At 42.6% G+C, this 23,269-nt stretch carries 16 protein-coding genes; all 16 read right to left on the bottom strand.

Annotation, left to right across the window (positions count from 1 at the left end; translation table 11 throughout):
• Positions 1-53 precede the first annotated feature (53 nt).
• Positions 54-7,058: a T9SS outer membrane translocon Sov/SprA gene (gene sov / locus GS399_RS12270; protein WP_160845091.1), complete on the bottom strand. Its 7,005-nt coding sequence runs from the start codon at positions 7,056-7,058 to the stop codon at positions 54-56.
• A gap of 74 nt (positions 7,059-7,132) precedes the next feature.
• Positions 7,133-7,717 (bottom strand): Holliday junction branch migration protein RuvA, encoded by a 585-nt coding sequence (gene ruvA / locus GS399_RS12265; RefSeq protein WP_160844933.1) that lies wholly within the window; start codon positions 7,715-7,717, stop codon positions 7,133-7,135.
• On the bottom strand, positions 7,717-10,023 hold the full coding sequence (locus GS399_RS12260) for an NADP-dependent malic enzyme (RefSeq protein WP_160844932.1): 2,307 nt from the start codon (positions 10,021-10,023) through the stop codon (positions 7,717-7,719). The genes ruvA and GS399_RS12260 overlap by 1 nt, the downstream gene beginning before the upstream one ends.
• A 120-nt stretch (positions 10,024-10,143) precedes the next feature.
• Positions 10,144-11,511 carry a lytic transglycosylase domain-containing protein gene (locus GS399_RS12255; RefSeq protein ID WP_160844931.1) on the bottom strand — a complete coding sequence of 456 codons (1,368 nt, stop codon included), beginning with the start codon at positions 11,509-11,511 and terminating at the stop codon, positions 10,144-10,146.
• 14 nt (positions 11,512-11,525) lie between these two features.
• Positions 11,526-12,965, bottom strand: a complete 1,440-nt coding sequence (gatA, locus tag GS399_RS12250) for an Asp-tRNA(Asn)/Glu-tRNA(Gln) amidotransferase subunit GatA (RefSeq protein ID WP_160844930.1) — start codon at positions 12,963-12,965, stop codon at positions 11,526-11,528.
• Positions 12,966-13,042: 77 nt separating this feature from the next.
• Complete coding sequence (locus tag GS399_RS12245) at positions 13,043-14,008, bottom strand: transglutaminase family protein (RefSeq protein ID WP_160844929.1); 966 nt, start codon at positions 14,006-14,008, stop codon at positions 13,043-13,045.
• Between the two features lie 10 nt (positions 14,009-14,018).
• Positions 14,019-14,948 carry an alpha-E domain-containing protein gene (locus tag GS399_RS12240; RefSeq protein ID WP_160844928.1) on the bottom strand — a complete coding sequence of 310 codons (930 nt, stop codon included), beginning with the start codon at positions 14,946-14,948 and terminating at the stop codon, positions 14,019-14,021.
• Positions 14,949-14,977: 29 nt separating this feature from the next.
• Positions 14,978-16,426 (bottom strand): circularly permuted type 2 ATP-grasp protein, encoded by a 1,449-nt coding sequence (locus tag GS399_RS12235; protein ID WP_160844927.1) that lies wholly within the window; start codon positions 16,424-16,426, stop codon positions 14,978-14,980.
• 151 nt (positions 16,427-16,577) lie between these two features.
• Positions 16,578-16,745, bottom strand: coding sequence for a twin-arginine translocase TatA/TatE family subunit (gene tatA, locus GS399_RS12230; RefSeq protein WP_160844926.1), 168 nt, complete (start codon positions 16,743-16,745; stop codon positions 16,578-16,580).
• 12 nt (positions 16,746-16,757) lie between these two features.
• The gene (locus GS399_RS12225; RefSeq protein WP_160844925.1) at positions 16,758-17,024 is read right to left on the bottom strand and encodes a Sec-independent protein translocase subunit TatA/TatB; all 267 of its coding nucleotides are present in this window, start codon (positions 17,022-17,024) and stop codon (positions 16,758-16,760) included.
• A 147-nt stretch (positions 17,025-17,171) separates the two neighbouring features.
• The gene (locus GS399_RS12220; protein ID WP_160844924.1) at positions 17,172-18,443 is read right to left on the bottom strand and encodes a murein hydrolase activator EnvC family protein; all 1,272 of its coding nucleotides are present in this window, start codon (positions 18,441-18,443) and stop codon (positions 17,172-17,174) included.
• A gap of 54 nt (positions 18,444-18,497) precedes the next feature.
• Positions 18,498-19,241: a lipoprotein insertase outer membrane protein LolB1 gene (gene lolB1 / locus GS399_RS12215; protein ID WP_160844923.1), complete on the bottom strand. Its 744-nt coding sequence runs from the start codon at positions 19,239-19,241 to the stop codon at positions 18,498-18,500.
• Between the two features lie 13 nt (positions 19,242-19,254).
• The gene (locus tag GS399_RS12210; protein WP_160844922.1) at positions 19,255-20,976 is read right to left on the bottom strand and encodes a tetratricopeptide repeat protein; all 1,722 of its coding nucleotides are present in this window, start codon (positions 20,974-20,976) and stop codon (positions 19,255-19,257) included.
• A 7-nt stretch (positions 20,977-20,983) separates the two neighbouring features.
• Positions 20,984-21,418 carry a dUTP diphosphatase gene (dut, locus tag GS399_RS12205; RefSeq protein ID WP_160844921.1) on the bottom strand — a complete coding sequence of 145 codons (435 nt, stop codon included), beginning with the start codon at positions 21,416-21,418 and terminating at the stop codon, positions 20,984-20,986.
• 12 nt (positions 21,419-21,430) lie between these two features.
• On the bottom strand, positions 21,431-22,915 hold the full coding sequence (locus tag GS399_RS12200) for an oligosaccharide flippase family protein (RefSeq protein WP_160844920.1): 1,485 nt from the start codon (positions 22,913-22,915) through the stop codon (positions 21,431-21,433).
• Between the two features lie 44 nt (positions 22,916-22,959).
• On the bottom strand, positions 22,960-23,244 hold the full coding sequence (locus tag GS399_RS12195) for an acylphosphatase (RefSeq protein WP_160844919.1): 285 nt from the start codon (positions 23,242-23,244) through the stop codon (positions 22,960-22,962).
• Positions 23,245-23,269: the final 25 nt, after the last annotated feature.

Below are 23,269 nucleotides of genomic sequence, written 5' to 3'. Positions count from 1 at the left end.
CTCCATTGCAACCCGCCGGAGACCCGATGTTTACCTTTTACTGACTTAGCGTGCTATTGCAGGACGAAACGCATACTCACTCCGAAATTGCTAAATGACGTATTAAATGTTTGTGAGGTATAAGGCCGTGTTATCGTTCCATCATAATACAACCTGATGTTGAATCGTTGGTTGATCACATAATCGATAGACGGACGGTAAGAGATATTTTTAGCTCCTGAAGATACCTCCGCATCATCAACATCAGCCCGATATATGAGCGTTTTCAAATCGTTCAATGAAAAATCCAGCTTGAAGTTCAGATCGTTCTTAAGCTTTGTACCGCCAAACAATCCAAAAGGGAATCGAAAATTGTTGGTGCGGTATCCCATTCCGAACACAATATTGGTTTCATTTTGCTGGGCAAGCTGGCTGTTTGAAAGGCTTAAGCTCATCGCCCTCGATTTACGGTATTCAAAATTGGCAGTCAGATTGTTTTTCATTCTGACATCAACCCCAAACAATGGAACAAATTGTTCAAACAAGGTAACCTGCGCAAACTGGTAATAAGGAAGAAAATTATTGTTTACATCCCTGGAACTTACGGCTCCATTAGTCTCCTCGTAACGAATCAGGGTATTAAAACTGCTAACGCTATAAGTTGAACGATAACCATGTGTAATATCGATAGAAGCAAATAAGCGGTTGAAGAAATCGTTACGCGTAAGGCCGTTATAAGTTAACCGCCAGTTCGGAATCGGAACTTTCGGGAACCTGTTCATATTAATAGTATTTGCATCTTTCCCGGTGTACGCCGCCATAAATGCTTCAGTAACTACGTCCTGTGAGTTTGCACCGTAACCATCCGCATAACCATTGTTAACTCCGTTTGAGTTTGGATTTGTTTCACCCAATCTTCGGGAAATTAACGCCCGGTTATTCTCAAACTGCTTAAACAGATTTGAGCTGCCATCTGGATTTATTTTGCTAAATGCTGTGCGCAACGAGAAATAAGAGATACTGAAATCACCGGTTGTAACCGGGCTTAAATTCTGAAATTCGTTGGTTACGTTATCAAACCTGAAATTAGTGGAATAATTAAATGTCCTGGTACGTAAAGCCGTCAGTTCAATTCGCAAATCCCGTATAGGTTCAAGCGTTCCCCGGAAATTAATATCCTCTTTGTAGGTAGTAATATAAAACTGATTTTGCAGCGTATCGGTAGTGATCCAGCCATTTGAAACGGCGCGGTTTCTCAGGTCGGCCTGGCTGCCAAACAAAAATCCCCAACCCGGAGCATTTGCATCAAAGTCATAGCCAAGAATGTTGGTTTGAGGTAAATAACCCGGTAAAAATGTGCCTTGTGTTTTGGTATAGGCGCCACTAATATTTTTTAAGCTGGTTAGCAATCCAACCATAACTCCTGCAAAACCGGGCTTTTGGTTCGGATCATTCAGCTTCCGTACAAAGTTAAATTTATTATATAACGCGTTAAGATTAAGGTTTGGGTTGAGCTGAATTGTCCGTGCGTTTTGAATGGTATTACCGTAGTCAATATTTGGATCTTTCAACGTAAGCAAAGGCTCTGAATTCCAGTTAAAGTTGGCTCCATAACGAGCTACAAGCGTCATCCAATCAAGGCCGGGAATCTTATTTAACGGAACATTATAATTAAAATTTATCGTATGGTTGTAATTTGTCGTACGGCCGAGCTTCTTAAGGTTCTGCCATATCGTATCGCGTACCAGTCCGTTTACCCGGCCAGCCGGTTCATCAATAACTGAATAGTTGGTTGCGTTGAAATCAAGCTGAAGCGATTTGGTCAGATTCCAGCTGATGCCATACAACCTGCTCATAACGAAGTTTTTATTATAAGTAGTTGTGATGGGTATGGTATTGTTGGGATCATTATTGTCCCGTAAGGTATTTTCAGAATAAAGCCTGTTGACATCGATTCTGAAATTCAGCACAGACGGTAATAAACTGAAATTAAAATCGCGGAACAACGCCAGTGTATTTGATTTAATTTTATTGGCGAACGGCGTATACACTTTAGGCGTCGTCGTAAAATTATAGGCTAAAGCTGCCATATACGTTTTCTGCAGGCCGAGCTCATTGATATAATCGTGATGCCGGTACTGGTTAAAGGCGTAAGTCGCGCTCCAGTTCTCGATGTCCCAGATATGATTTTTTGCGTTTGGATCGGTCTTTATTTTCCGCACGTTGGTGAAGTTGAAACTTCGCCTCGACGTGAAATCCTGCGTAATAAATCTCACCGAATCGGCTTGCGATCCGGACAAAGAACGCAGTGACTGTTTCAATTCAATGTCGGGCGTTCTGGGATCATACTGCGGAGTGCCGATCTGCGATGAAAGATTGATGAACACCGGAATTTTAATCCCTGCACGGTTAGGGAAAAATTTACCAAGCTCCAGCCCGGACGATACGTCGAAGAAATGATCATCGCTACGATAACGTTCGCTAACCCGTTTATCGATCGATCCAAAACCAATTGTATTTAAACTACCCGATACCGTAACATCGGCAAAATCTGCCAGGCGCGCGTTAAGTCTCGCAGTAGCCGCCCATCCGCCCCGTTCATCAAAGTCGGTAAGACGAAGCTCATTAAACCATAAAATTGCAGATTTATCAAGTCCGTCATCGCTTCCTGATCCGCCCTTCAGCGGGTTCATAACTCCAAGCATATAGACACGCGCCTTGCTCAAATCGGGCTGCCCTTTGATGATGATCGTGTTGGCACCATCAGTATATTTATAAGGCTCATTAATCGGCCAGGGGACACCGTTAAGTGTTGCGTTGTTACGTGCCGTTTTAGCAGCCTGAAATTTAGAAAGCTCGACATCCAGTTTATTCGCATCCGGCCAGATGGCATTCGGATCACTGGTTCCGGGAAGCGTAACTTTCATCGGGATATCATACTCGTAGTAATTATCCTGGTTGTCCGCTCCTATGCGAATAAAGGCGGAAACATCGTTATCTCTCAATTGACCGCCTTCCGCGTGGATGAACATCTGGATGCGTTTATATGACCTGAAGTCATTGTATGTTGTGCGGAATGTCGCCCGGCCGTAACCATCCCGTAGAGCATTAACATTTAATGATAATGATTGCTCATTCTGCCGCGTGTCACCGCGATAGTTACTATAGTCACGTTCGCGCTCTATACCAGGAGGAACAACGTATGGAATTGGTGAACGGCGGCCATTCTCTTCGATATTAACTGTACCTACGTCCAGCGTTGAATTATCAAGTCCGGGACTGTTGCCCAGCGCCGGATCCGCTATCACCTTTGCCGGCGAACGTTCTGAATTATAAGTACGCCAGTCGCCCCTAACCAGTTGCAGGCGGCCCATTCTTAAAATTGCCGTATCGGCAAAATTGGTCATGAACATCCGGATAAAACGGATTGATTTAAAATCCTGTATGTTACCCACCTTTTGATCATACTGATTGATCGGAACCCGAATTTGGTACCAGGTTACACGTTGTGTGGTTCCGTTAGCAAGTTTAACGTCCGAGATTACTTTGTCGGTAATAAAGCCATTCATATCACCCACATTCATATTCGGCTTTAACGTCATTTTATATTGAAAATACTCGTCTGTTAATGAGCTGTTGTTGTCCCGGTTGATATCCTCTCCATCAGGAAGCGCTGTAGCCGCGGTATTTTCTATTCCAGTTGCCTGTAATGACTGTTCAGTTGTTTTACTATTTCCTTCTGTACCGTTATACCGTTCATAACGCTTTAAGATACCGGCGTTGATGTCGTCCAAAGCACCGCCCCGGTAATATTGATAATCATCGGAAGATGGGTCACCGCCCAGCTCGTCCGCAGCCTGTGGGCTCAATTGTCCACGAACCTGTGAAAGGAAGGTGGCGTATATTTGCTGCTCTTCAGAATCTCCCAGGCCATCCAGACCAATATCCTGGAACTGGCGGGCCGATGGGTTATTATCGAAAGCCTGGATAACTGGCTGAAGTTTTGGCACGCGGCCCCAATTAGTCAAATCAGTGCCGTCTGTTGATCCATCCGGAGACAAACCATTTTCCAGCGACTTTCTTCCGTCCTTTAAAATATCTTCAGATGTGCTTCCAAGATTAAAATAAAGATCTCCACCTGCTGAATTCGGTTTATAAATGAAAGGATCCATCATCCACATTTCAACGAACTCGATATTCAATGATTCAAAATCCGTTGATTCGAGCTTTTTGAATATCCCGCCCCAGCGGTTTCTTGGGTTATTCAAAGTTCCGTCCTGGTTGACCCCGGTTGTTGTGAAGTTGTAAGGACCACGAACCATTGGATAAAAAGCCAGGTCGAGCGTTGGCAGCGTTAGCGGCTGGCCGGTTGCCGATTGTTTAAACGGAAATACTTCCTGCTCCAAAATTTCTCTTACGTAATGATTGGATTGTTCATTACGGTTATTTTTAATATTATCCGGATTTAAAGAACTGCTCCGGTTGTAAAACAATGGATCAATAGTATAAAATGCCAGTCGGGCACGATTGTACCCGTATGCCAGATCATTGCTTAACTGCGATTCTGGAAACATTTGCGGAGTTCCGGAAATTTGCCAGTTTATCGGGCTTTTAATATCGATGATTGACCGACTCGCTTCAAAATCATCCAGGTAGCTGATACCGCCTGTAGTCCCTGCAAAATTAAGTGCTCTTGGATGTCCAGGAATAAGATTGGCGAATTCTCCGTTAAATGTTACGCTCGATGGTTCTTTCGTGTCCAGAAACGGCAACTTGTCGATCATCCTGGTAAGCCACCTTGAAGGCGAACTGTAATTAACGTCCATGCCCCAGATTGTATTGGAGATTGGCTCCTCGCCGATATTAATTTTTTGAGTAAGCGGCTTTTCGGTAAGATTCATGATCGTACCTCCGAGATTCAATTTATTGCTCAGATGGTAATCGAGGCGTGTTCCAAATAAAGAGCGTTGTTGCAGTCCAAAAAGCTCGCTGTTTTCCAGTTTGATACGTATCTGCTGTCCGGAGTTTAAAAGTGCCTGGTTTAATATCCGGACACGGCCAATGTTGTAATCAACCGTAAAATCTGCACCTTCCTGTAAAGGCAGCGTTCCCGCGAAAACCTGCACGGAACCTGGAGGTACGTTGATCGCATTTAATTGAAATTCAGAACTCACTTCAGACTGGTAAGTTCCCTTTATAATGTATCTGTTTTTATTTTGGAAGAGTTGCTGTGCTATGATCTTAGTCGAATCGTATAAGGCCTGATAGGTGTATTTGTCAATCAGCGCTTGCTCTGCCGGATTAAATTTTGCCGCCAGGTCTGACCCGAAAGGTTCGAGCAATGGAAAGGTGATCCGCCCGTTTTGCGCATCGATGGTTATTCCGTCGAGAAAGTCAAAATATCCGTCAGGCTGCCTGTCCTGTTGCTGATTCAGGTTGTCAAGATTTGCAAGCTGAAGCCATAACTTTCCGGTAGTATTGGCGCCCTCAGTTATTGCTGGCCTTTCTACTCCTGTATTCTCATCAAGGCGCGTGATGCTTAAATTAAAATTGTTACGGCTAACCTGGTAAGCTCCCAAGGAATAGATATTCTTCATCATCAGATCCCAGGTTGGCAGATTGGTTTTCAGCGTTTCATTTTTCAGAAGCTTAACAAACATCACCTTTGGGTTAGATGGATCAACGGTAATATCAGTAGAAAATTCACCTACCTGGAATTCCTGGCCATTAACCGTGTAACGGTAAGCGACGGCCAAAACTTCATCGGCGTTTAAAGCGGCATTGAGCGAGATGTATCCCAGTTTTGGATTCAGCACAAATTCCCTTTCAGTCAGCTTTCTCGCATAAGTCAATTTTGCATAATTGTCTGTCGCGCCATATGGCTGAAAGTAAGCGTTGATAGAATTTGAGTTGGTAAAACGGGCGTCGGCTGGCAAATTTTGCAACAGGTTATTTGATTGTTGCGGAAATCCCGGACCCTGGAATCCGGCAGGATATCCGGTAAAACCCGGACCACCCTGTACGAGTGTCGTGTTATAAGGCCGGTTTTCACCCAGGTCGAGAAAAGCAAGGATATCCCTCGAATCGACGGTACTGCTGCTTCGGTTGGTAATCCAAACTTCGATTTTTGTAATGTTTATATTCGAAGTTATTACCGGAATATTCGCCAGTGCTTTATTGTAATTATTTCTAAAATATTGTGATAGAAAATAGTGCTTGTTGGTCTCATAATTGTCCGCAAGCAGGCGGAATTCATTTTGCTGGGAACCGTTTGTTATTACGATCTCCTTGCTTTGAGATTTCTGCTGAGAGAAAATACTCGTCACATTCATCCGGCCGAACTTCAACTGGGTTTTTAGTCCGAACAGTGACTGGCTGCCTGTAATCAGTGTTGAGCTCAAAGGAAGGCTTACATTTCCCGCCTCAATTTTTTGTATTATTTCATCGGGTTTACCGGTGTAATCGAGTTTAATCTGATTTTCAAAATCAAACTGTGCTTCTGTATTGTAGTTCGTACTGAGCCGCAGTTTCTCGCCGATCTGCCCGACCACGTTCATCTGAATCCGCTGGTCGAAATCGAAATTAGCCTGCGTTCGCTGCCGTTCGTTAAACAACGGATTCTCATTTTTATTAATCCGTCCGGATAAGGTCAGCTCCGCCGAGCCCTGTGGCCTGATATCAATGGTTGAACCGCCGAATATCTTTTCAAATGCCTTGTTATTGATTATTATCGGCGGAATGAAACCCGGTTCACGTGCCTCTGCCACCGGCAAATCGGATAACTGGCGCCAATAATCGCGCTTCATCAGCTCGCTTTCGTATTTCTGGTACTCGCCGATTGTCAGGTATTGAGGTGGACGATAAAGATGATCGCCAATTTTTTCCCGGATTATATATTGCTTGGTTATCGGATCGAATTCAACCGTACGTTGAATATTTGATGGATTTGGAAGAAAGAAACCAGGTTTGGGATTTAGGTCAAGCTGCTGAGTATCTTTAAACGGGTATCTGAGTTTTAGGCTATCCTCGGCAGACAAAGGAGTATTTTGCGCAAGAGCACTTTTTGCCCACAACAACATCAAAAACCCAAAAACTTTAAAAAAGCTTGAAGTTAACCCGTTTTTCAAAACCCCTTGTAAAAATATCTAGGTAATTATAAGATTTTAAGAGCAAATTTTATCAACTGCTCAACAGATAAATTTTCTTCGCTTCCCTTCATTACCTGATCCAAGCCTTTATCTGCTGCGTTCTTAGCAAAGCCCAGCATCACTAATGCAGAAAGAGCTTCTTCGCGGGCTGTATCATGCTGAGGCATCATGGTCAGTGTATCAGGACCTTCTTTTTTCAGTTTATCTTGTAATTCCAGGATAATTCGCTGAGCCGACTTCGGCCCAATCCCCTTGATCCGTTGAATAAGCGGCACATCGCCTTTAACAATGGCCATTTGTATTTCCTTGGGTGTTATAGAAGAAAGCATCATTCTTGCCGTGTTGGGCCCAATGCCCGAAACATTAATCAGGTGCAGAAACAAGCGGCGCTCACCCTCGTCGGAAAATCCGTAAAGGGTAAGCGCATCTTCTTTTACATGTTGCCACACAAATAATTTGCATAGCTCCTGATCGCCAATGGCTGAGTAAGTATTTAATGATATATTAACATGATAACCAACACCGTTTACGTCAATTACTACGTAAGTCGGACACTTAAAAATCAGCTTGCCGTTCAGGTATTCGTACATTAGTTCTTTTTAAATAATCCACGTTTCCGGATATTTTTTTCAGCTTCTTTTGACTGCACGTCTACAACGGCGATAGTTACCATATTTACAATTTCACGAACCGAACTGCCAAGTTGCAAAACATGAACCGGCTTATTCAAACCTAGTAAAATTGGTCCAACAGCTTCCGCTTCGCCCAACTCCTGTAGTAATTTATAAGCAATATTACCCGATTCCAGATTTGGGAACACAAGCGTATTAGCAGGTTGCCCAACCAAGGTACTGAACGGGAAATTATCCTTTAAAAGCGCCGGATTAATAGCAAAGTTGCCCTGCATTTCCCCGTCAACTATAATGTCCGGATATTTCTCATGTAATATCTTAACCGCCGCACGCACTTTCAACGGAACTTCACCTTCTGTTGAGCCGAAATTTGAATAACTAAGCATGGCTATCCGCGGTGTGATATTGAATTGCTTAACGGTATCATGTATTAAAGCAGTGATATCTACCAGCTCTTCAACAGTCGGGTTTTCATTGATGGTTGTATCGCCAAAAAAGATAGGGCCTTTTCTTGTCAGCATCATATACATACCGGCAACACGGTTAACGCTCGGTGCTGTTCCGATAATTTGCAACGCCGGCCTTACAGTGGCCGCATAATCCTTGGTCAAACCTGAAATAAGCGTATCGGCTTCGCCAAACTCAACCATACAGGCGCCAAAATAATTCCTGTCGCGCATTAATTTTTGCGCCTGGAATAAACTGATGCCGCGGCGCTGACGCTTTTTATAAAGGAATTCCGAATACTTTTTCTGACGCACCGTTTCCTCAAAAGGATCTATAATTTCAACGCCGTCGAGATCGAGTGCGTTTTCATGGATGATCTGTTTGATAGTTGCTTTATTACCCAATAGAATTGGAATCGCAATGCCATCATCTTTGACTATTTGTGCAGCTTTCAATATTTTATAATTGTCAGCTTCGGCAAACACTACTTTTTTAGGCGCCGATTTGGCTTTATTCGTGATAGCGCGTAATAATGCATCCTCAGTTCCAAGGCGTTTGTGCAACTCGTCTTTGTAAGCATCCCAATCTGTAATAATCTTTTTAGCAACGCCCGAATCGATTGCTGCTTTTGCAACGGCCGGTGAAACGGTTGTAATTAAACGTAAATCTATTGGCTTCGGAATGATGTAATCTTTTCCGAATTTCAGATTTGTGCTATTATAGGCAAGGTTAACAGCTTCCGGAACCGGCTTTTTAGCAAGTTCGGCGATCGCTTTAACGGCCGCGATTTTCATCTCTTCGTTAATTGTGGTGGCTCTTACGTCAAGCGCCCCGCGAAATATATACGGGAAGCCAAGTACATTATTTACCTGGTTCGGATAATCCGAACGCCCGGTTGCCATGATGATATCTTTACGGTTTTGTATTGCAAGCTCGTAAGCGATCTCAGGATCCGGATTGGCCATCGCGAAAACGATCGGATTTTTAGCCATAGTTTTCAGTGCATCAGCACTTAGTACGTTAGCCGATGAAAGTCCGATAAACACATCCGCATCCTTTATAGCTTCATCCAATGTGTTCAGATTGCGTTTTGTAGCAAACTCAGATTTCAGAGAATCCAGATTTTCACGGTCGGAACGAATTACGCCGGAACGATCGATCATTACGATATTTTCCTTTGTGGCTCCAAGGCTTACATATAGCCGTGAACAGGAAATTGCAGCAGCACCGGCTCCGCTTACCACGATCTTTACTTTGTCAAGCTTCTTTTTCTGTAATTCGCATGCATTGATTAAAGCCGCCGCCGAAATGATTGCGGTACCATGCTGATCATCATGCATGACTGGAATATTCATTTCTTCCTTCAAGCGCCGCTCAATTTCGAAACATTCCGGTGCTTTAATATCTTCCAAGTTAACGCCGCCAAAAGTCGGCTGCAACGCCTTTACAATATTTACGAACTCATCGACATTTTTTGTATCAAGTTCAAGATCAAAAACGTCAATATCTGCGAAAATCTTAAATAAGAGGCCTTTTCCTTCCATAACCGGCTTGCCCGCTTCCGGCCCGATATCGCCTAATCCTAACACTGCCGAACCATTACTGATTACGGCTACGAGGTTGCCTTTGGCTGTATATTTATAAACGTCTTCCACGTTGTCGGCGATACGAAGGCAGGGCTCTGCTACGCCTGGCGAATAAGCCAATGAAAGGTCTCTTTGTGAATTTGTTGGTTTAGTTGGTAGTACCTGAATCTTTCCCGGACGGCCCTGTGAATGATAATCCAGCGCGTCCTGCTTACGGTTTGTTTTACTCATTAAAAATATTTGTTGGTGAGTGCCGGCAAAATTACGATTCTTTTCGGCATGCCCTTATGTAAATCGCATTCAATTAGCTATGTCCGGAAAATTTAAAACAATACGCTTTAGAACAAGCAGTTATCCTTTATTTATTTTTAAGATCATACCGGGCTGCAGCGCTGTACTTTTTAAATTATTCTGACTCTTGATTTCAGAGACGGAACTTCCTTCAAACTTATCGGCTATTGTTGAAAGTGTATCGCCAGGCTTTACTTTGTAGGAAATATAAGTTTTGAGAGACTTCACCTGTATTTCAGGCGCCGATGATGAAAGACGCAACTTTTGTCCGGGAACAATTCGGGTAGTTCTCAAGTTGTTCCAAACCTTGATATCCTGAACTTCGATTTTAAATGCATTGGCTATGCTTTCGAGGCTTTCGTTTGGCTTAACCTTATAAATTTCAGGCGCCAGCCCCGGCGATGCAGCCAACAGAATCGTTGGTTCTTCAGCAGGCTCAGCTTCTGTATTCAGAAAGGTCAGTAATTCCTGCGCCGAGGTCGGGCTTAAATGAGGCACAACAACCTGCCGCGGAGTAGTTTCCGACCCGTTGACAATTCCTTTCTTATAACTGGCGTTCAAAACACTTAGTGCCTTTGCATCAACGTTCATCGATTTAGCTATACCAGCCAAAGAAATCGTTCTATTTACCGGAACAATATCTGTGTTAACGGGAAAATCAAGCGCCGCTGGTAAAATGTCATGCTTCGCGTAATAGTTCATTAAATAAACCGTTGCAATAAAAGCCGGCACATAGTTCCTGGTTTGCTGAGGCAGATAATCTTTGATAGCCCAGAAATTTGCCTGGCCGCCTGCTCTGGCTACGGCTCTTGAAACAGCCCCCATTCCGCAATTATAAGATGCTACAGCTAACAACCAGTCTCCAAGCTGGTTAAAGGCATCTTTAAAATAGGTTGCTGCGGCCCGGCTTGAGGTAAATGGATCTTTACGTTCATCAACATAATTATCGATGGTAAGTCCGTAACCTTTCGCAGTTGTAAACATAAACTGCCACAAACCCGTAGCGCCCGATCGCGAAACGGCATTAGGATCGAGGGCCGATTCAATAATAGAAATATATTTGAGTTCTTCAGGAATGTTCTGTTCTTTAAGCGCCTTTTCGTAGATAGGAAAGTAATACTTAGACAATCCAATCATCCTGGCAAAATCCCCCCTGCGTTTTGAAAGATAGATATCAATATAATTCTGAACGTATTCATTATACTCAAGCGGCACGATTTTTCTTAACGAATCCAGTCGTTGCTTGTATTCAACGTTTTGATAAACTGATGGCGGTTGATTATCTGCAGGAATGATAAATAATGAATCAGCAAAGTGTAAACGAGGTTTAACCGAAACCTTATTAGTATCGGTTAAATAATTAGTTGAAGCTTTTGATGTACTATAAAAAAGTATACAAATGGTTAGTACCAGTAATTTTCTTATCATACTGAAAGCGTAAACTACACAGTCGGCCTGTGTGTTGATTCCATTATATATTTAGAAAACGCTAGCAGATCCCCCTCTCCAAACCGTTTTCCAAGGAATTGAATACCTAACGGCAAATTATTCGAATTATTGCCTAACGGCAGCGAAACAGCTGGAATACCCGCCAACGAAGCCTGCACCGTAAAAATATCAGCAAGATACATTACTACAGGATCACTCATCTTTTCGCCGATACCAAATGCCGGAGTCGGAGTTGTTGGCATGAGTATGAAATCGTATTTGCTAAGAATTTCGTCGGTCTTTGCACGAATCAACTGACGAACCTTTTGTGCTTTCCCATAAAATGAATCATAATATCCTGCGCTTAACACAAAGGTACCAATCATGATTCTTCGCTTTACTTCAGCTCCGAATCCTTCTGTACGGGATTTTTTGTAAGTCGATTCGAGATCCGTTGCGTTTGGACTGCGATATCCGTAGTGCACACCGTCGTATCTTGCCAGATTTGAGGATGCCTCTGCCGTTGTGAGAATATAATATGTTGGCACAACGTATTCAAGGTATGGAAAAGAAACCGCTTCAACGGTATGCCCGTCGCCCTTTAACCTTGCAATGGTATTTTCTGTCAGTTGTTTAATCTCAGGATCCAAACCCTCCGCTTCAAGAACCTCGCTAAGGATAGCGATCTTCTTTTTACCGGAACTTTTAAGATTGCCCGAATAGCTTGGAACCGGCTTAAGAGAAACGGTGCTGTCGTATTCATCCGGGCCAGCAATAATTTCCAGGATCAATGCAGCATCTTCCACAGAGTTTGCCAGCGGACCAACCTGGTCGAAGGAGGATGCATAAGCTACAATGCCATGTCTAGACACTCGCCCGTAGGTCGGTTTTACACCAACAACTCCACAAAACGCGGCCGGCTGGCGGACGGAACCTCCTGTGTCCGTACCCAGGGCGGCAAGGCAAAGGCCTGCTTGTACTGCTACAGCTGATCCTCCCGAAGAACCACCGGCAACTTTTGTGTTATCAACATAGTTCTTTACCGGGCCATAAAATGAATTTTCGTTGGACCCGCCCATTGCAAACTCATCGCAATTCAATCTCCCGATGATAATGGCATCTTCAGCGAGCAGGCGCTCCACAACCGTTGACGAAAATATTGACTTATAGTTTTCTAATATCTTTGAACCGACTGATACTCCGTGCGATTTATAACAAATTATGTCTTTAATGCCGATTACCATTCCGGCAAGCCTTCCGGCAGATCCTGCTGCTATTTTTTCCGTTATCCTGGCAGCTTCCTGCCTTGCCTCTTCACCAAAGACTTCTACAAAGGCATTCAGATGTTTCTCTTCTTCAATTCGTTGCAGGTAATGTTCAACAAGACTCGTTAGCTCCAGCTCGCCAGCATCAATATCTTGCCTGATTTCCGAAAGTGTCGTATATCGTTTCACCTAATCAATTTTAACGGGTTGTAAAAGTAAGAAAATGATCGAACTATGAAACTTCTGACGACTCTTTGTACGGCTTATTACTGTTGCTGCTGTTGTTGTTGAATCAATTCCATATGCCGCATATAGCTGTTTCGGGAAAATGATGATGCTGGCTTGGCCTCTATCACTTCTTCTAATGGAGCGTTGTTGGTGGTACCATCTTCATAGCCTACGGAAACGGCAACCTTTAATACATGGTCAATCGGGCCTTTATAAACACCTTTAACCGGCGAACAATCGGAAAAACTCCGGCCTACAGCCAGTCGGACGTGGGTTTCATTTGCAATACAATTGTTTGTAGGATCCAGTCCAAGCCACCCATAATTTGGAATAAAGACTTCGGCCCAGGCATGAGTTGCACCTTCACCACGCATCCCGTTTCGATTGGGACAAACGTATCCACTTACATACCGCGCCGGAATATTCATTAAACGCAGCATAACTAATAATATATGTGCGAAATCCTGGCAAACGCCGGCTTTAAGCTGCCATACTTCATCCAAAGTGCTTTCGACGCTGGTTACGCCTTGAATGTAACTGAAATTTTCGTAAACATACTTGCAGCAATCCAGTGCGCATTGGTAGGGAGTAACATTACTATGCCGCTCGTTTTGGACTATTTCCTGCAGCTCTGTCAATCCATCAAAATACTCCTGTTTCAGATAATCAATATAAGGAACCTGGTACTGCAATCTGGCGAGTTCCTGCCATTGCATCTCGGCAAACATATCATCAACCGGTAAAGGTTTAGAGCTGGTCGTTATGCTTAACACCGAGTTAATTATAAGCTCACTATGCGGTTTGCTGTAGGTGAAATTTCCTACTTCATTACCATAATAGTCTTTATGAACATCTACCAACGGATCGCCGCTTATAGTTATTTCGTGATTAAGAACTTCCTGATATTTGTCTTTTAACGGATAAAGAATTATCTGATTCGCACTATCACGAACCAACCCCTGATAATGATAGGTTGTAATGTGTTGTATGTTGAATCTTGGCATAATTTGAGTTCTAGGTATATGCAAAATAATGCTTGTTTAAGGCGTTTCCTATTTTAAAAAGCTCCTGTCGTGTGTCCGTCAAAAATGCATGCAAACCCTCTTCGCGTATGGTTTGCACCGAACTGTACTGAATACGGCTTTGCAGTTTACCAATGGTAAAAAGCAGTTCGAGGTAACTTTCCATGTTGCTATCGCTGCGTAAACGCTCAAAATATCGTTTAAGCTGATTAATCGCATAAAGCACCGATCTGGGAAAGTCGACATTTAACACCACCTGCTCCAAAACGTTTTCTGCCTCAAAGCCCTGCCGATAGCATTTAAGATATAATTCGTATCCACCGATTGAAAGCAACAGGTTTTTCCAGTAACTGGTATCACTTAATAAATCAGGGTTGCTGCTGGCCGTGCCAAACTTAATATCGAGAATATCAACCGACTGGATGCTTCGTTCGAGATACTTGCCGATGCTCATAAAACTGCGGCCCTCTCCTCTTGCCATGCTTATCTCTGCTGTGCCATAAAAAAGCATCACTTGTTTAATTAACAAATCAAGCGCCGACACCGGATCGTCCTTTTGCAGCGATTTTTTTACAGCTGAGTCTCTAACAATCAGATAATATTCGTTAAGCGATTGCCACAAATCTTTTGTAATGTGATCCTGAACACTCCTGGCATTTTCACGTGCACGGGTAATGATGTTTAGCACAGAGTAATGATTCTCCTTGTCAGTGATCATGTATTGCAAAACTTCCCGGCTGTTCTTTATATCCGGAGCATTTTCATTACTGGGTGCAAAAATATTTATCACTGGTTCCCAGCTGAATTCTGATATTGAATCCTGCGAAGTGGCATAATTTATTTTCAGCATTCTCAAAATCCCGTCACTTCTTTCTACGTACCTGCTCAGCCAGTATAAACTATCGGCAACTCTGCTTAACATACTTTGTATTTCGTTTAATAAATAATTGATCAGGCAAGCACCCAGGTATCCTTGCTCCCACCTCCCTGCGAGCTATTTACAACAAGAGATCCTTCGCGTAGAGCAACACGGGTCAATCCGCCGGGAACAATTTCAATACCGCCAGGTCCGCATAAAGCGTATGGGCGTAAGTCGACCCTTCGCGGGCTTAATTTCCCCTGGAGGTAACAAGGTGCAGCAGAAAGATTAATGGTGGGCTGGGCTATAAACTGGCGGGTATCTTTCAGGATTTCTTTTTTATAATTATCGATTTCCTCCTCGGAGGACGCAAATCCCATCAGCATCCCATAGCCGCCGCTTTCATTAGTTTTTTTGATCACCATTGTATTAATATTCTCAAAAACATATTCCTTTTCTTCCGGATTGCGAAGTTGGTAAGTAGGAACATTTTTTAAAATCGGCTCTTCGTTCAGGTAGTATCTTATCATTTCAGGAACGTAAGCATACACTGCTTTATCATCGGCAACGCCGTTTCCGATGGCGTTAATGATTGAAACATTTCCTTTACGATAGGCGCTCATGATGCCCGCCACGCCAAGCATGCTGGATGGGTTAAAGACCAGCGGATCCAGGTATTCGTCATCTACGCGGCGATAAATCACATCAACTTGTTTTAAACCGCGGGTTGTCCTCATATAAACATGATGATTCTGCACAACCAGGTCACGTCCCTCTACCAATTCTACCCCCATAAGGCGGGCCAGCGTAGTATGCTCAAAATAAGCAGAGTTATACATTCCCGGCGAAAGAAGCACAACCGTTGGGTTTGATACAGCTCTTGGTGAAAGCGATAACAAATTTTTGTGCAAGATATTTGGATAGTCCATCACTCCACGGACCTTACATTGCGGCAAAAGATCAGGAAAGAGGCGTTTGGTAATCTCACGATTTTCGAGCATATAACTCACACCTGACGGCGTCCGGAGATTATCCTCAAGCACATAAAAGGTTCCGTCGCTGTCGCGGATTAAGTCGATACCGGCAATGTGTACGTAAATATCATGCGGAACCTGAACCATACTCATCTCCCTGATAAAATGAGGGCATGAATAGATCATATCTATGGGAACGATTCCGTCTTTAATGATAAACTGGTTGCCGTAGACGTCTTTTAGGAATAAGTTGAGCGCCTTTAAACGTTGCTTAATGCCGCCTTCAATAAAAGTCCATTCGCTGCTTGTAATAATTCGTGGGATAATATCAAACGGGAAAATCTTTTCAATTCCTTCGCCGCTGTTATAAACGGTAAAAGTTATACCCTGGCTCATGAATAATTTTTTGGCCAGTTCTTCTTTTTTATTCAAATCTTCAACCGATTCGCTAGACAAATAGTTATAAACACGTTTATACTGCTCTCGTATTTCGCTATTCTGGTCGTACATTTCATCCCAAACCTTATTATCCGCTAAGTAAGAACCGAAATAAGAAACAGTTTCCATTAATTTTCAACTTGATTAAGCAATTTAAAAAAATATATCAAAGAAAGGCGGCATTTTGTTTCAAAGATTTAACAAAATGCATATTCAAATATTCATAAAACAAAAAAACCCCGCATTTTGTGCGAGGTTTTTAAATTTCGACATTCAGCCGTTAGCTGTTTTTTCTTTCTTCTTCACTGTATCCTGAAGGGGTATCTTTTGCATCTTTAAATTCCTTTACCCCACGGCCCAAACCGCGCATAAGTTCAGGAATTTTTCTGCCTCCGAATAAAAGCAGAACAACAACAAGAATGATAATAATTTCGGGTGTTCCTAGCATGGCAATATTTTTTTAATTAGACGATATATGATCATTAATTGGAGTATCAGTTTTCTTCTGATCTGAATCTACATCCAAATCATCACTTACGGAATTTATATTCCGATGGATTTCCCGCTTTACTCCTTCAGAAGCATCTTTAAACTCACGAATTCCTTTTCCCAAACCACGGGCAAGCTCTGGAAGCTTCTGCCCACCGAACAATAGCAACACCACCAGAAGGATGATCATCAGTTCCGGAGTTCCTATGTTCAGGAATAATAAACTGGACGTATACATTGTTTTACAATTAATTACAGGTGACAAATATAGACATTTTTATATTGAGAGTTTCCTTGTTTTTTTTGCAACGAATCTATTACAACTATCTACGTGCGTTAAAGTCAGACGGTTTCCCCGGTGAAAAGTTTATTGTTACTATTCGTTTTAATTCGCCAGCCAGCTTGATGGATTCATCGGGTCAGCACCCTTCCGAACTTCGAAATGCAGCAGAGTCGTTCCATCGCTTGAATCGGTTATAACCGACCCTATCGCTTGTTTAACACTAACTTTTTGCCCGTTTGATACATTTACCGATTTCAGATTAGAGTAAACCGTAAAATATTCACCATGTCTGATTAGAACAGCATATGATCCTCCTACATCCATAACACGGGTCACATCTCCAGAGAAAACTGCTCTTACACTGGCTCCTTCAGCTGTTTTTATATCAATTCCATCATTATTGATCATCACATTTACACCCTGGCGATGCGGGCCAAAACCTTCAACGATTACACCGTTCGATACAGGCCAGGGCAATCTGCCGCGGTTACTTAAAAAATCTGAAGATAATTTTAGAGCTTCCGGCGTAGCGGCCAGAACACTTGACGTATTTGATACCGTTTTAGGTGCCGGGGCCGGAGCCGAAGGGTTTTCAGCCTTCGCTCGCGCCGCAGCCTCTCTTGCCTCTTGTTCAGCTTTTCGTTTTGCGGCTAATATCTCCCGGTTAATCGCCGCCCGGATAGCGCTGTTTAATCGCGCTGCCTGTTGCTGCTTTTTGGATATTTCTCGTTTGAGCTGTTTTTCTTCCTTGGCAAGTTTACCGAGTTCTTTGGCTTTATTATTCTTTTCGCCGCCTAATGTCGTTTTCTCTTTTTCTTCCTCGCTAAGCAGGTTGCTCTTCTGCCGCTTATTCTGGTCGAGCTCAACTATTTTTATATTCAGGTCCTTTTGTGTTCCGAGGATATACTGCGCCTGCTTTCTGCGGTAATCGCCAAATTGCTGCAAATATTTCAAACGCTTATATGCCTGGTTAAAATCCTGGGCAGCGAATATGAACATTAACTTGCTGTAGGCACTTTGATTTCGAAACGCGAAAAGTACCATTCCCGCATATTCCTTTTTCAGCTTTTCAAGCTGGCTTTGCAGCGAATGTACGGTGCTCGTATTATCAGATATCTGGTTATTCAACAGCCTTATCTCGGAATTTATAGTTCCGATCTTTTGCTCGCGCAACCTGATTTGGGCTTCCAGTACATTTATTTGTTTTAAGGACAGGCGCTTGCTGCTGCTGGTCTGCTTTAAACTACTGTTAAGCATCTCGATTTCACGGGTCAGCGCTTCTTTCTGCCGTTTCAGTTCGGAACTGCTCTGAGCGAATAACTTGCCACCTGAAAGAAAAATGAAAACGAAAATGAACAGCCTAACAAACCTCATGCGGCAAATCTAATAAAATGATACATGCTTAAAAGAAGTATCAAAGCTGTCAGATTAATTTTCCTGATATTTTTTTGATACAAAAAAAGGAAAGTCGATCTCCTGATCTACATCCACTTTAGTGTAATTGAGTTCAACATTAAACCTTTTACCTCCTGCTGCAGAGTTTATTTTCAATCGGTGAGGAATAACAATTCGATTTTCGGGTTCAATGGCGCTGTAATTTGCTGCAAGGTTCTGTCCGGCGGGATCATCCCGCAAGGATGTCTTTGTAACATTCAGGCTTGGATTAAAAATCACTTCGTAAGCAAGCTGTTTCAATACACCGTTCAGTTTAACTCCGGCACTGTCCTGGCTCAGGTCAGAATTCTCATTTAACAACTCCGGGATGCAGTTTCCAACAAGAAGCGCCTGCACCGATTTAAAAGTTATCTGCCGGTTTGCAAACTGATGAACGTAACTAAAGGGCTGATGTGTATATATACCCTGTAAGCGGTTAAGAATTTTTAAACTATCAGGAGTTATCAACGCCCGAGCAACCTCGATCCCTGCGATGGCTGTTATCGATACCCAGATCATCTGATCTTTCTTGATCCGGATATTCATACTGACATCGTAGCTTTTGTTATCGATGCCGAGATCGGCTTTTGACCGGATGTTTAGCGTGCTGAAATTGGCTTGCGAACGTTCAATGCTGCTAAGCGTTGCCGCTTTAGAGGAGTTAGTTGTTGATTTCGCAGGTGCATTGTCGACCAGTGCCTTTTTTGTTTTGCATGCAAAAAAGACAATTACGAGCATCACAAGAAATAAGTTATTCAATAAATGTTTTCGTATCAATTTTCTGTTGTAGTTTTTGAGAGCTTCCGCCATATTCTTTCGCTTTTATCCACTGTTTCAACGCCTGATCTTTTTCACCGAGCTGATAAAGTATATCGCCATAATGCTCAACCTGGGTCGAGCTTTTAGACTGATCATCACTTAGCGCCTTTTCCATCCATTTGCGGGCATCGGTAAATTTCTTTTGCTTAAATAGTATCCAGGCGTATGTATCCTCAAAGGAGGCATTATTTTGATCGATCTGGTTTGTTTTGAGCGACATTTGCGCCGCTTTATCAAGATTCTCATTCCTTAACGATAAATAATAGGCGTAATTGTTCAGCGTGTAGGTATTATCCGGATCAATCTGAAGTGCCTTCTCATAGGCAGCGTCCGATTCCTGAAACTGTTTCAATGCGTTATATGAATCGCCCAGGCTGGCCCATGTTTGGGCCTGCACTTGTTTGTCCTCCGAACCGATTGAAGAAGCATTTTTTAAATAGGTAACCGCCCTGGCATGGTTTCCTTTCTGAGCATAGCCAATCCCTGTGTATAGATATAATGGCGCCTGGTTCGGAAAATAAGTTAATGCTTCTTCGCCATCCTTTATCGCAGCAGCTCCGTCGCCCAAACCTAAATCAATTCTGAGCAATTGCTCCCAGATCATGTAGGTCTGATTGTTTAACTTTAGTGATTTCCGGTAAGCTTCGGCCGCTTCCTTCAATTTATTTTCCTGGAAAAGCACATCACCGTAAACTGAAAATCCCTTTGGATCGCCGGGATTTGATTCCGTAATCAGGTAGGACAGCTCTTCTGCCTGAGCACGCGCTGCCGGATTCTTAAAGTCAGGAAAAAAAGAAAGTACGATCCGAACCTTATTGTCGATATCTAGATTCTGATTGGAAAACGCACTTTTTAGCTCAATGAAAGCATCTTCATTTTTCTTTTCTGCCCGATAAACATCAGCAAGCGAAAGCCTGACATAGACATTAGAAGGATCGATTTTTTTTGCCTCTTCTAAAATCTGCCTGGCTTTTGACAGATTGCCATTTGTGGAATATATTTGACTCAGCTCGATGTAATTTTTGACTTCAGAAGGATTGTTTTTTATAAGATTTTCAAGCTCTACTGCAGCCTTTTCAGAATTTCCCTGCTTTTGGTAGATACGTTGCCTGGCAGAAGTTAGATCATCGCTTACCCCAAATTTTTTCTCTACAAGAGTATAAACCTGCTCTGCCTTTTCCGTCTCATTTTGCAGTAGAAGAGCGTTTGCTTTATCAAAATAATAGTCTTCCTTCTCGGGAGAAATTGCTATCAGCTCATCAAATACAGGGACCAGATCCCGCATATTCGAAGTTCTTTTATAGATGTCGGCTAACAACAGCCAATACCATTCATTTTCCGGCTCAACAGTTACCGCTTTTCTCGCAAGTTCTTCCGCTTCTTTGTCATTCTTTTTGGCATGATTGATTGATGCCAGTTCATACAAAGCAGCGTCATTAGCTGGGTCGAGCTGTATAACTCTGCTGAAATAATCGGATGAAAGCTGATAGTTCTGAATTGTTTTTTCGCGTAAACCAGAGTAGTAAAGCTCTTTAACCAGCAAACTATCCTCAGTGCTTAAAACTTTTCCCGCTACGATTACAGCTTTATGCTGTTGCGCCACAGATGCACTTGCTGCAGACAGAATAAGTAAAATTGAGGATAATTTTTTCATCGGTTTTTTAAACGCCCGTATGGCCGTATCCGCCGGCCCCACGAACAGTTTCATTGATCACTTCTACTTCATTCCAAACAACACATTCGTGTTTTGCTACAATCATCTGGGCTACCCGTTCGCCGTGCTTTACAACAAAATCAGCATCAGAAAGATTTACCAGTAAAATTTTAAGTTCACCTCGGTAGTCAGCGTCAATGGTTCCGGGTGAATTTAATATTGTAACACCATGCTTAAATGCCAATCCGCTTCTTGGGCGGATCTGTGCTTCATAGCCATCCGGAAGTTCAATAAACAATCCCGTTGGAATTAAAGCGCGTTGCAGTGGTTTCAATGTCACTGCACCTTCCGGCAAATTAGCCCGCAGATCCATGCCAGCTGAGGCTTCCGTTTCATAAGCCGGCAATTTATTCTCTGATCTGTTTATAACACGAACGTTCATATAAAAATTAAATTATTTCTTTAATAAAATGGCTTTCAATTCCTTTCGCTCGATGTATAACGCACCAGCGGAACTTAGGACAAGAAGCAGATTTCCCAAAACAAGACTGCGGTTAAATGTCACAAAACATAGGTAAACCACTACTATCGAGGCGACAATATAGGCAAGATTCTTTTGCAGGTTATACGGAATCGGATAATTTTTTTGTCCCAGAATGTACGACAGAACCATCATACTTGCATAAGCCGACAAAGACACCCAAGCGGCCGCCATATAACTAAATTTAGGTATAAAGAGCAGGTTGAAGACAATCGTAACAATGGCGCCAACTCCGGAAATATAAAGCCCATACTTGGTTTGATCCGACAATTTATACCAGATTGACAGATTCATATAAATTCCAAGGCTCACGTAACCGAAAAGCAAAACCGGCACCACCTTCAATCCTTCCCAGTAAGACGGGCCAACGAAATGTTTCAGAATATTGATATTTGCTGTTATCGCAATAAAGATCAGGCAAACGGTGATCACGAAATAATTCATGATCCTGGCATAGGTTTCTCCCGAGTTTTTGTTTTTAGCGTGACTGAAGAAAAATGGTTCTGCACCTAAGCGAAACGCCTGAATGAATATATTTAGGAAGACTGCAATCTTAGCACAAGCACCGTAAATACCCGTGTCGTGGCTACTTATCCCCGCAGGTAGTAAGTTATCCAAAAGTAACTTATCCAGGTTTTCATTTATTATGAAAGAGAGATTAGCAATAAGAACCGGCCAGCTGTAATGAAACATTTGGTAAAATAACGAACGATCGAATTTGACCTGCAATCCGGCTATTTCAGGGATCAGAAAAGCCAGTGTTATAACACTTGCGGCAAGATTGGAGATAAAAACATAACCAACCCAGCCCGGGCGGTACCAGCTTTCAAACAATGCCGCACCAGCGTAATGATTATTAATGATATACGGAACTACATAAATAAAAAACAGGTTTAAGCCAATGCAGCTTAATATATTCACAATTTTTATAAGGCCGTATTTAATTGGCCTTCCGTCCGCCCGTAATTTCGCAAACGGAATTACGCAAATTGCGTCAGCAACCAGCAAGTAAATGAACAACTTAACGTACGTGGCGTAATCTGATGCCAGGGTTTGGTTGTCTTTTTTTAACCACAATGCGATGTCGTCAACAAACAGCCAGGCAAATGCGAGGAAAATCAGAGCCAGTCCGGCCACTATCAGGAAAGCATTATTATAAACTTTCTTTTTGTCAACGTCCTGCTTATTGAGAAACCGGAAAAAAGTGGTTTCCATGCCGAATGCCAGTATCGGGTTTATTATAGATGCATAACTGTAGAGCACAGTAAAAACGCCATAAACTGCGGGCTTGTAAACATTGGTGTAAACCGGAGTAAGGAAGAAATAAAGGATACGGGAAAATATGGTAGTGATCCCGTAAATCGCCGTTTGCCCGGCAAATTTTTTTATAGCAGACAATTTCCTGATTTATTTAAGAAACAAAAAAGAACATACTTCCGTGTTTACCAAAGCATGTTCTTTTTAACCACTTCAAAATTACGATAGTTTTTTAGTTCGCCCGCTGTTACTTCAACATTTTCAACCTCTGCTTTTTGCGGACCTTCTTTACACCAGTCTAAAAACGATTCAATCGAAAAATCATCGCCTTCTGCTTCGATATAAACCGAGCCGTCTTTTTCATTTCTCACAAACCCTTTTACGCTGAGCTGGTCTGCAACAGCTTTTGTTGACGCCCTGAAAAAAACACCTTGTACCTTCCCGGTGATTCTTATATTGCAATGCTTCATGGCGCAAAATTACTTGTTTAGTAAT

Source organism: Hufsiella arboris (assembly GCF_009834875.1).
In the GTDB taxonomy this organism is placed as follows: Bacteria; Bacteroidota; Bacteroidia; order Sphingobacteriales; family Sphingobacteriaceae; genus Hufsiella_A; species Hufsiella_A arboris.
This window is presented reverse-complemented; position numbering and strand designations above follow the sequence as displayed.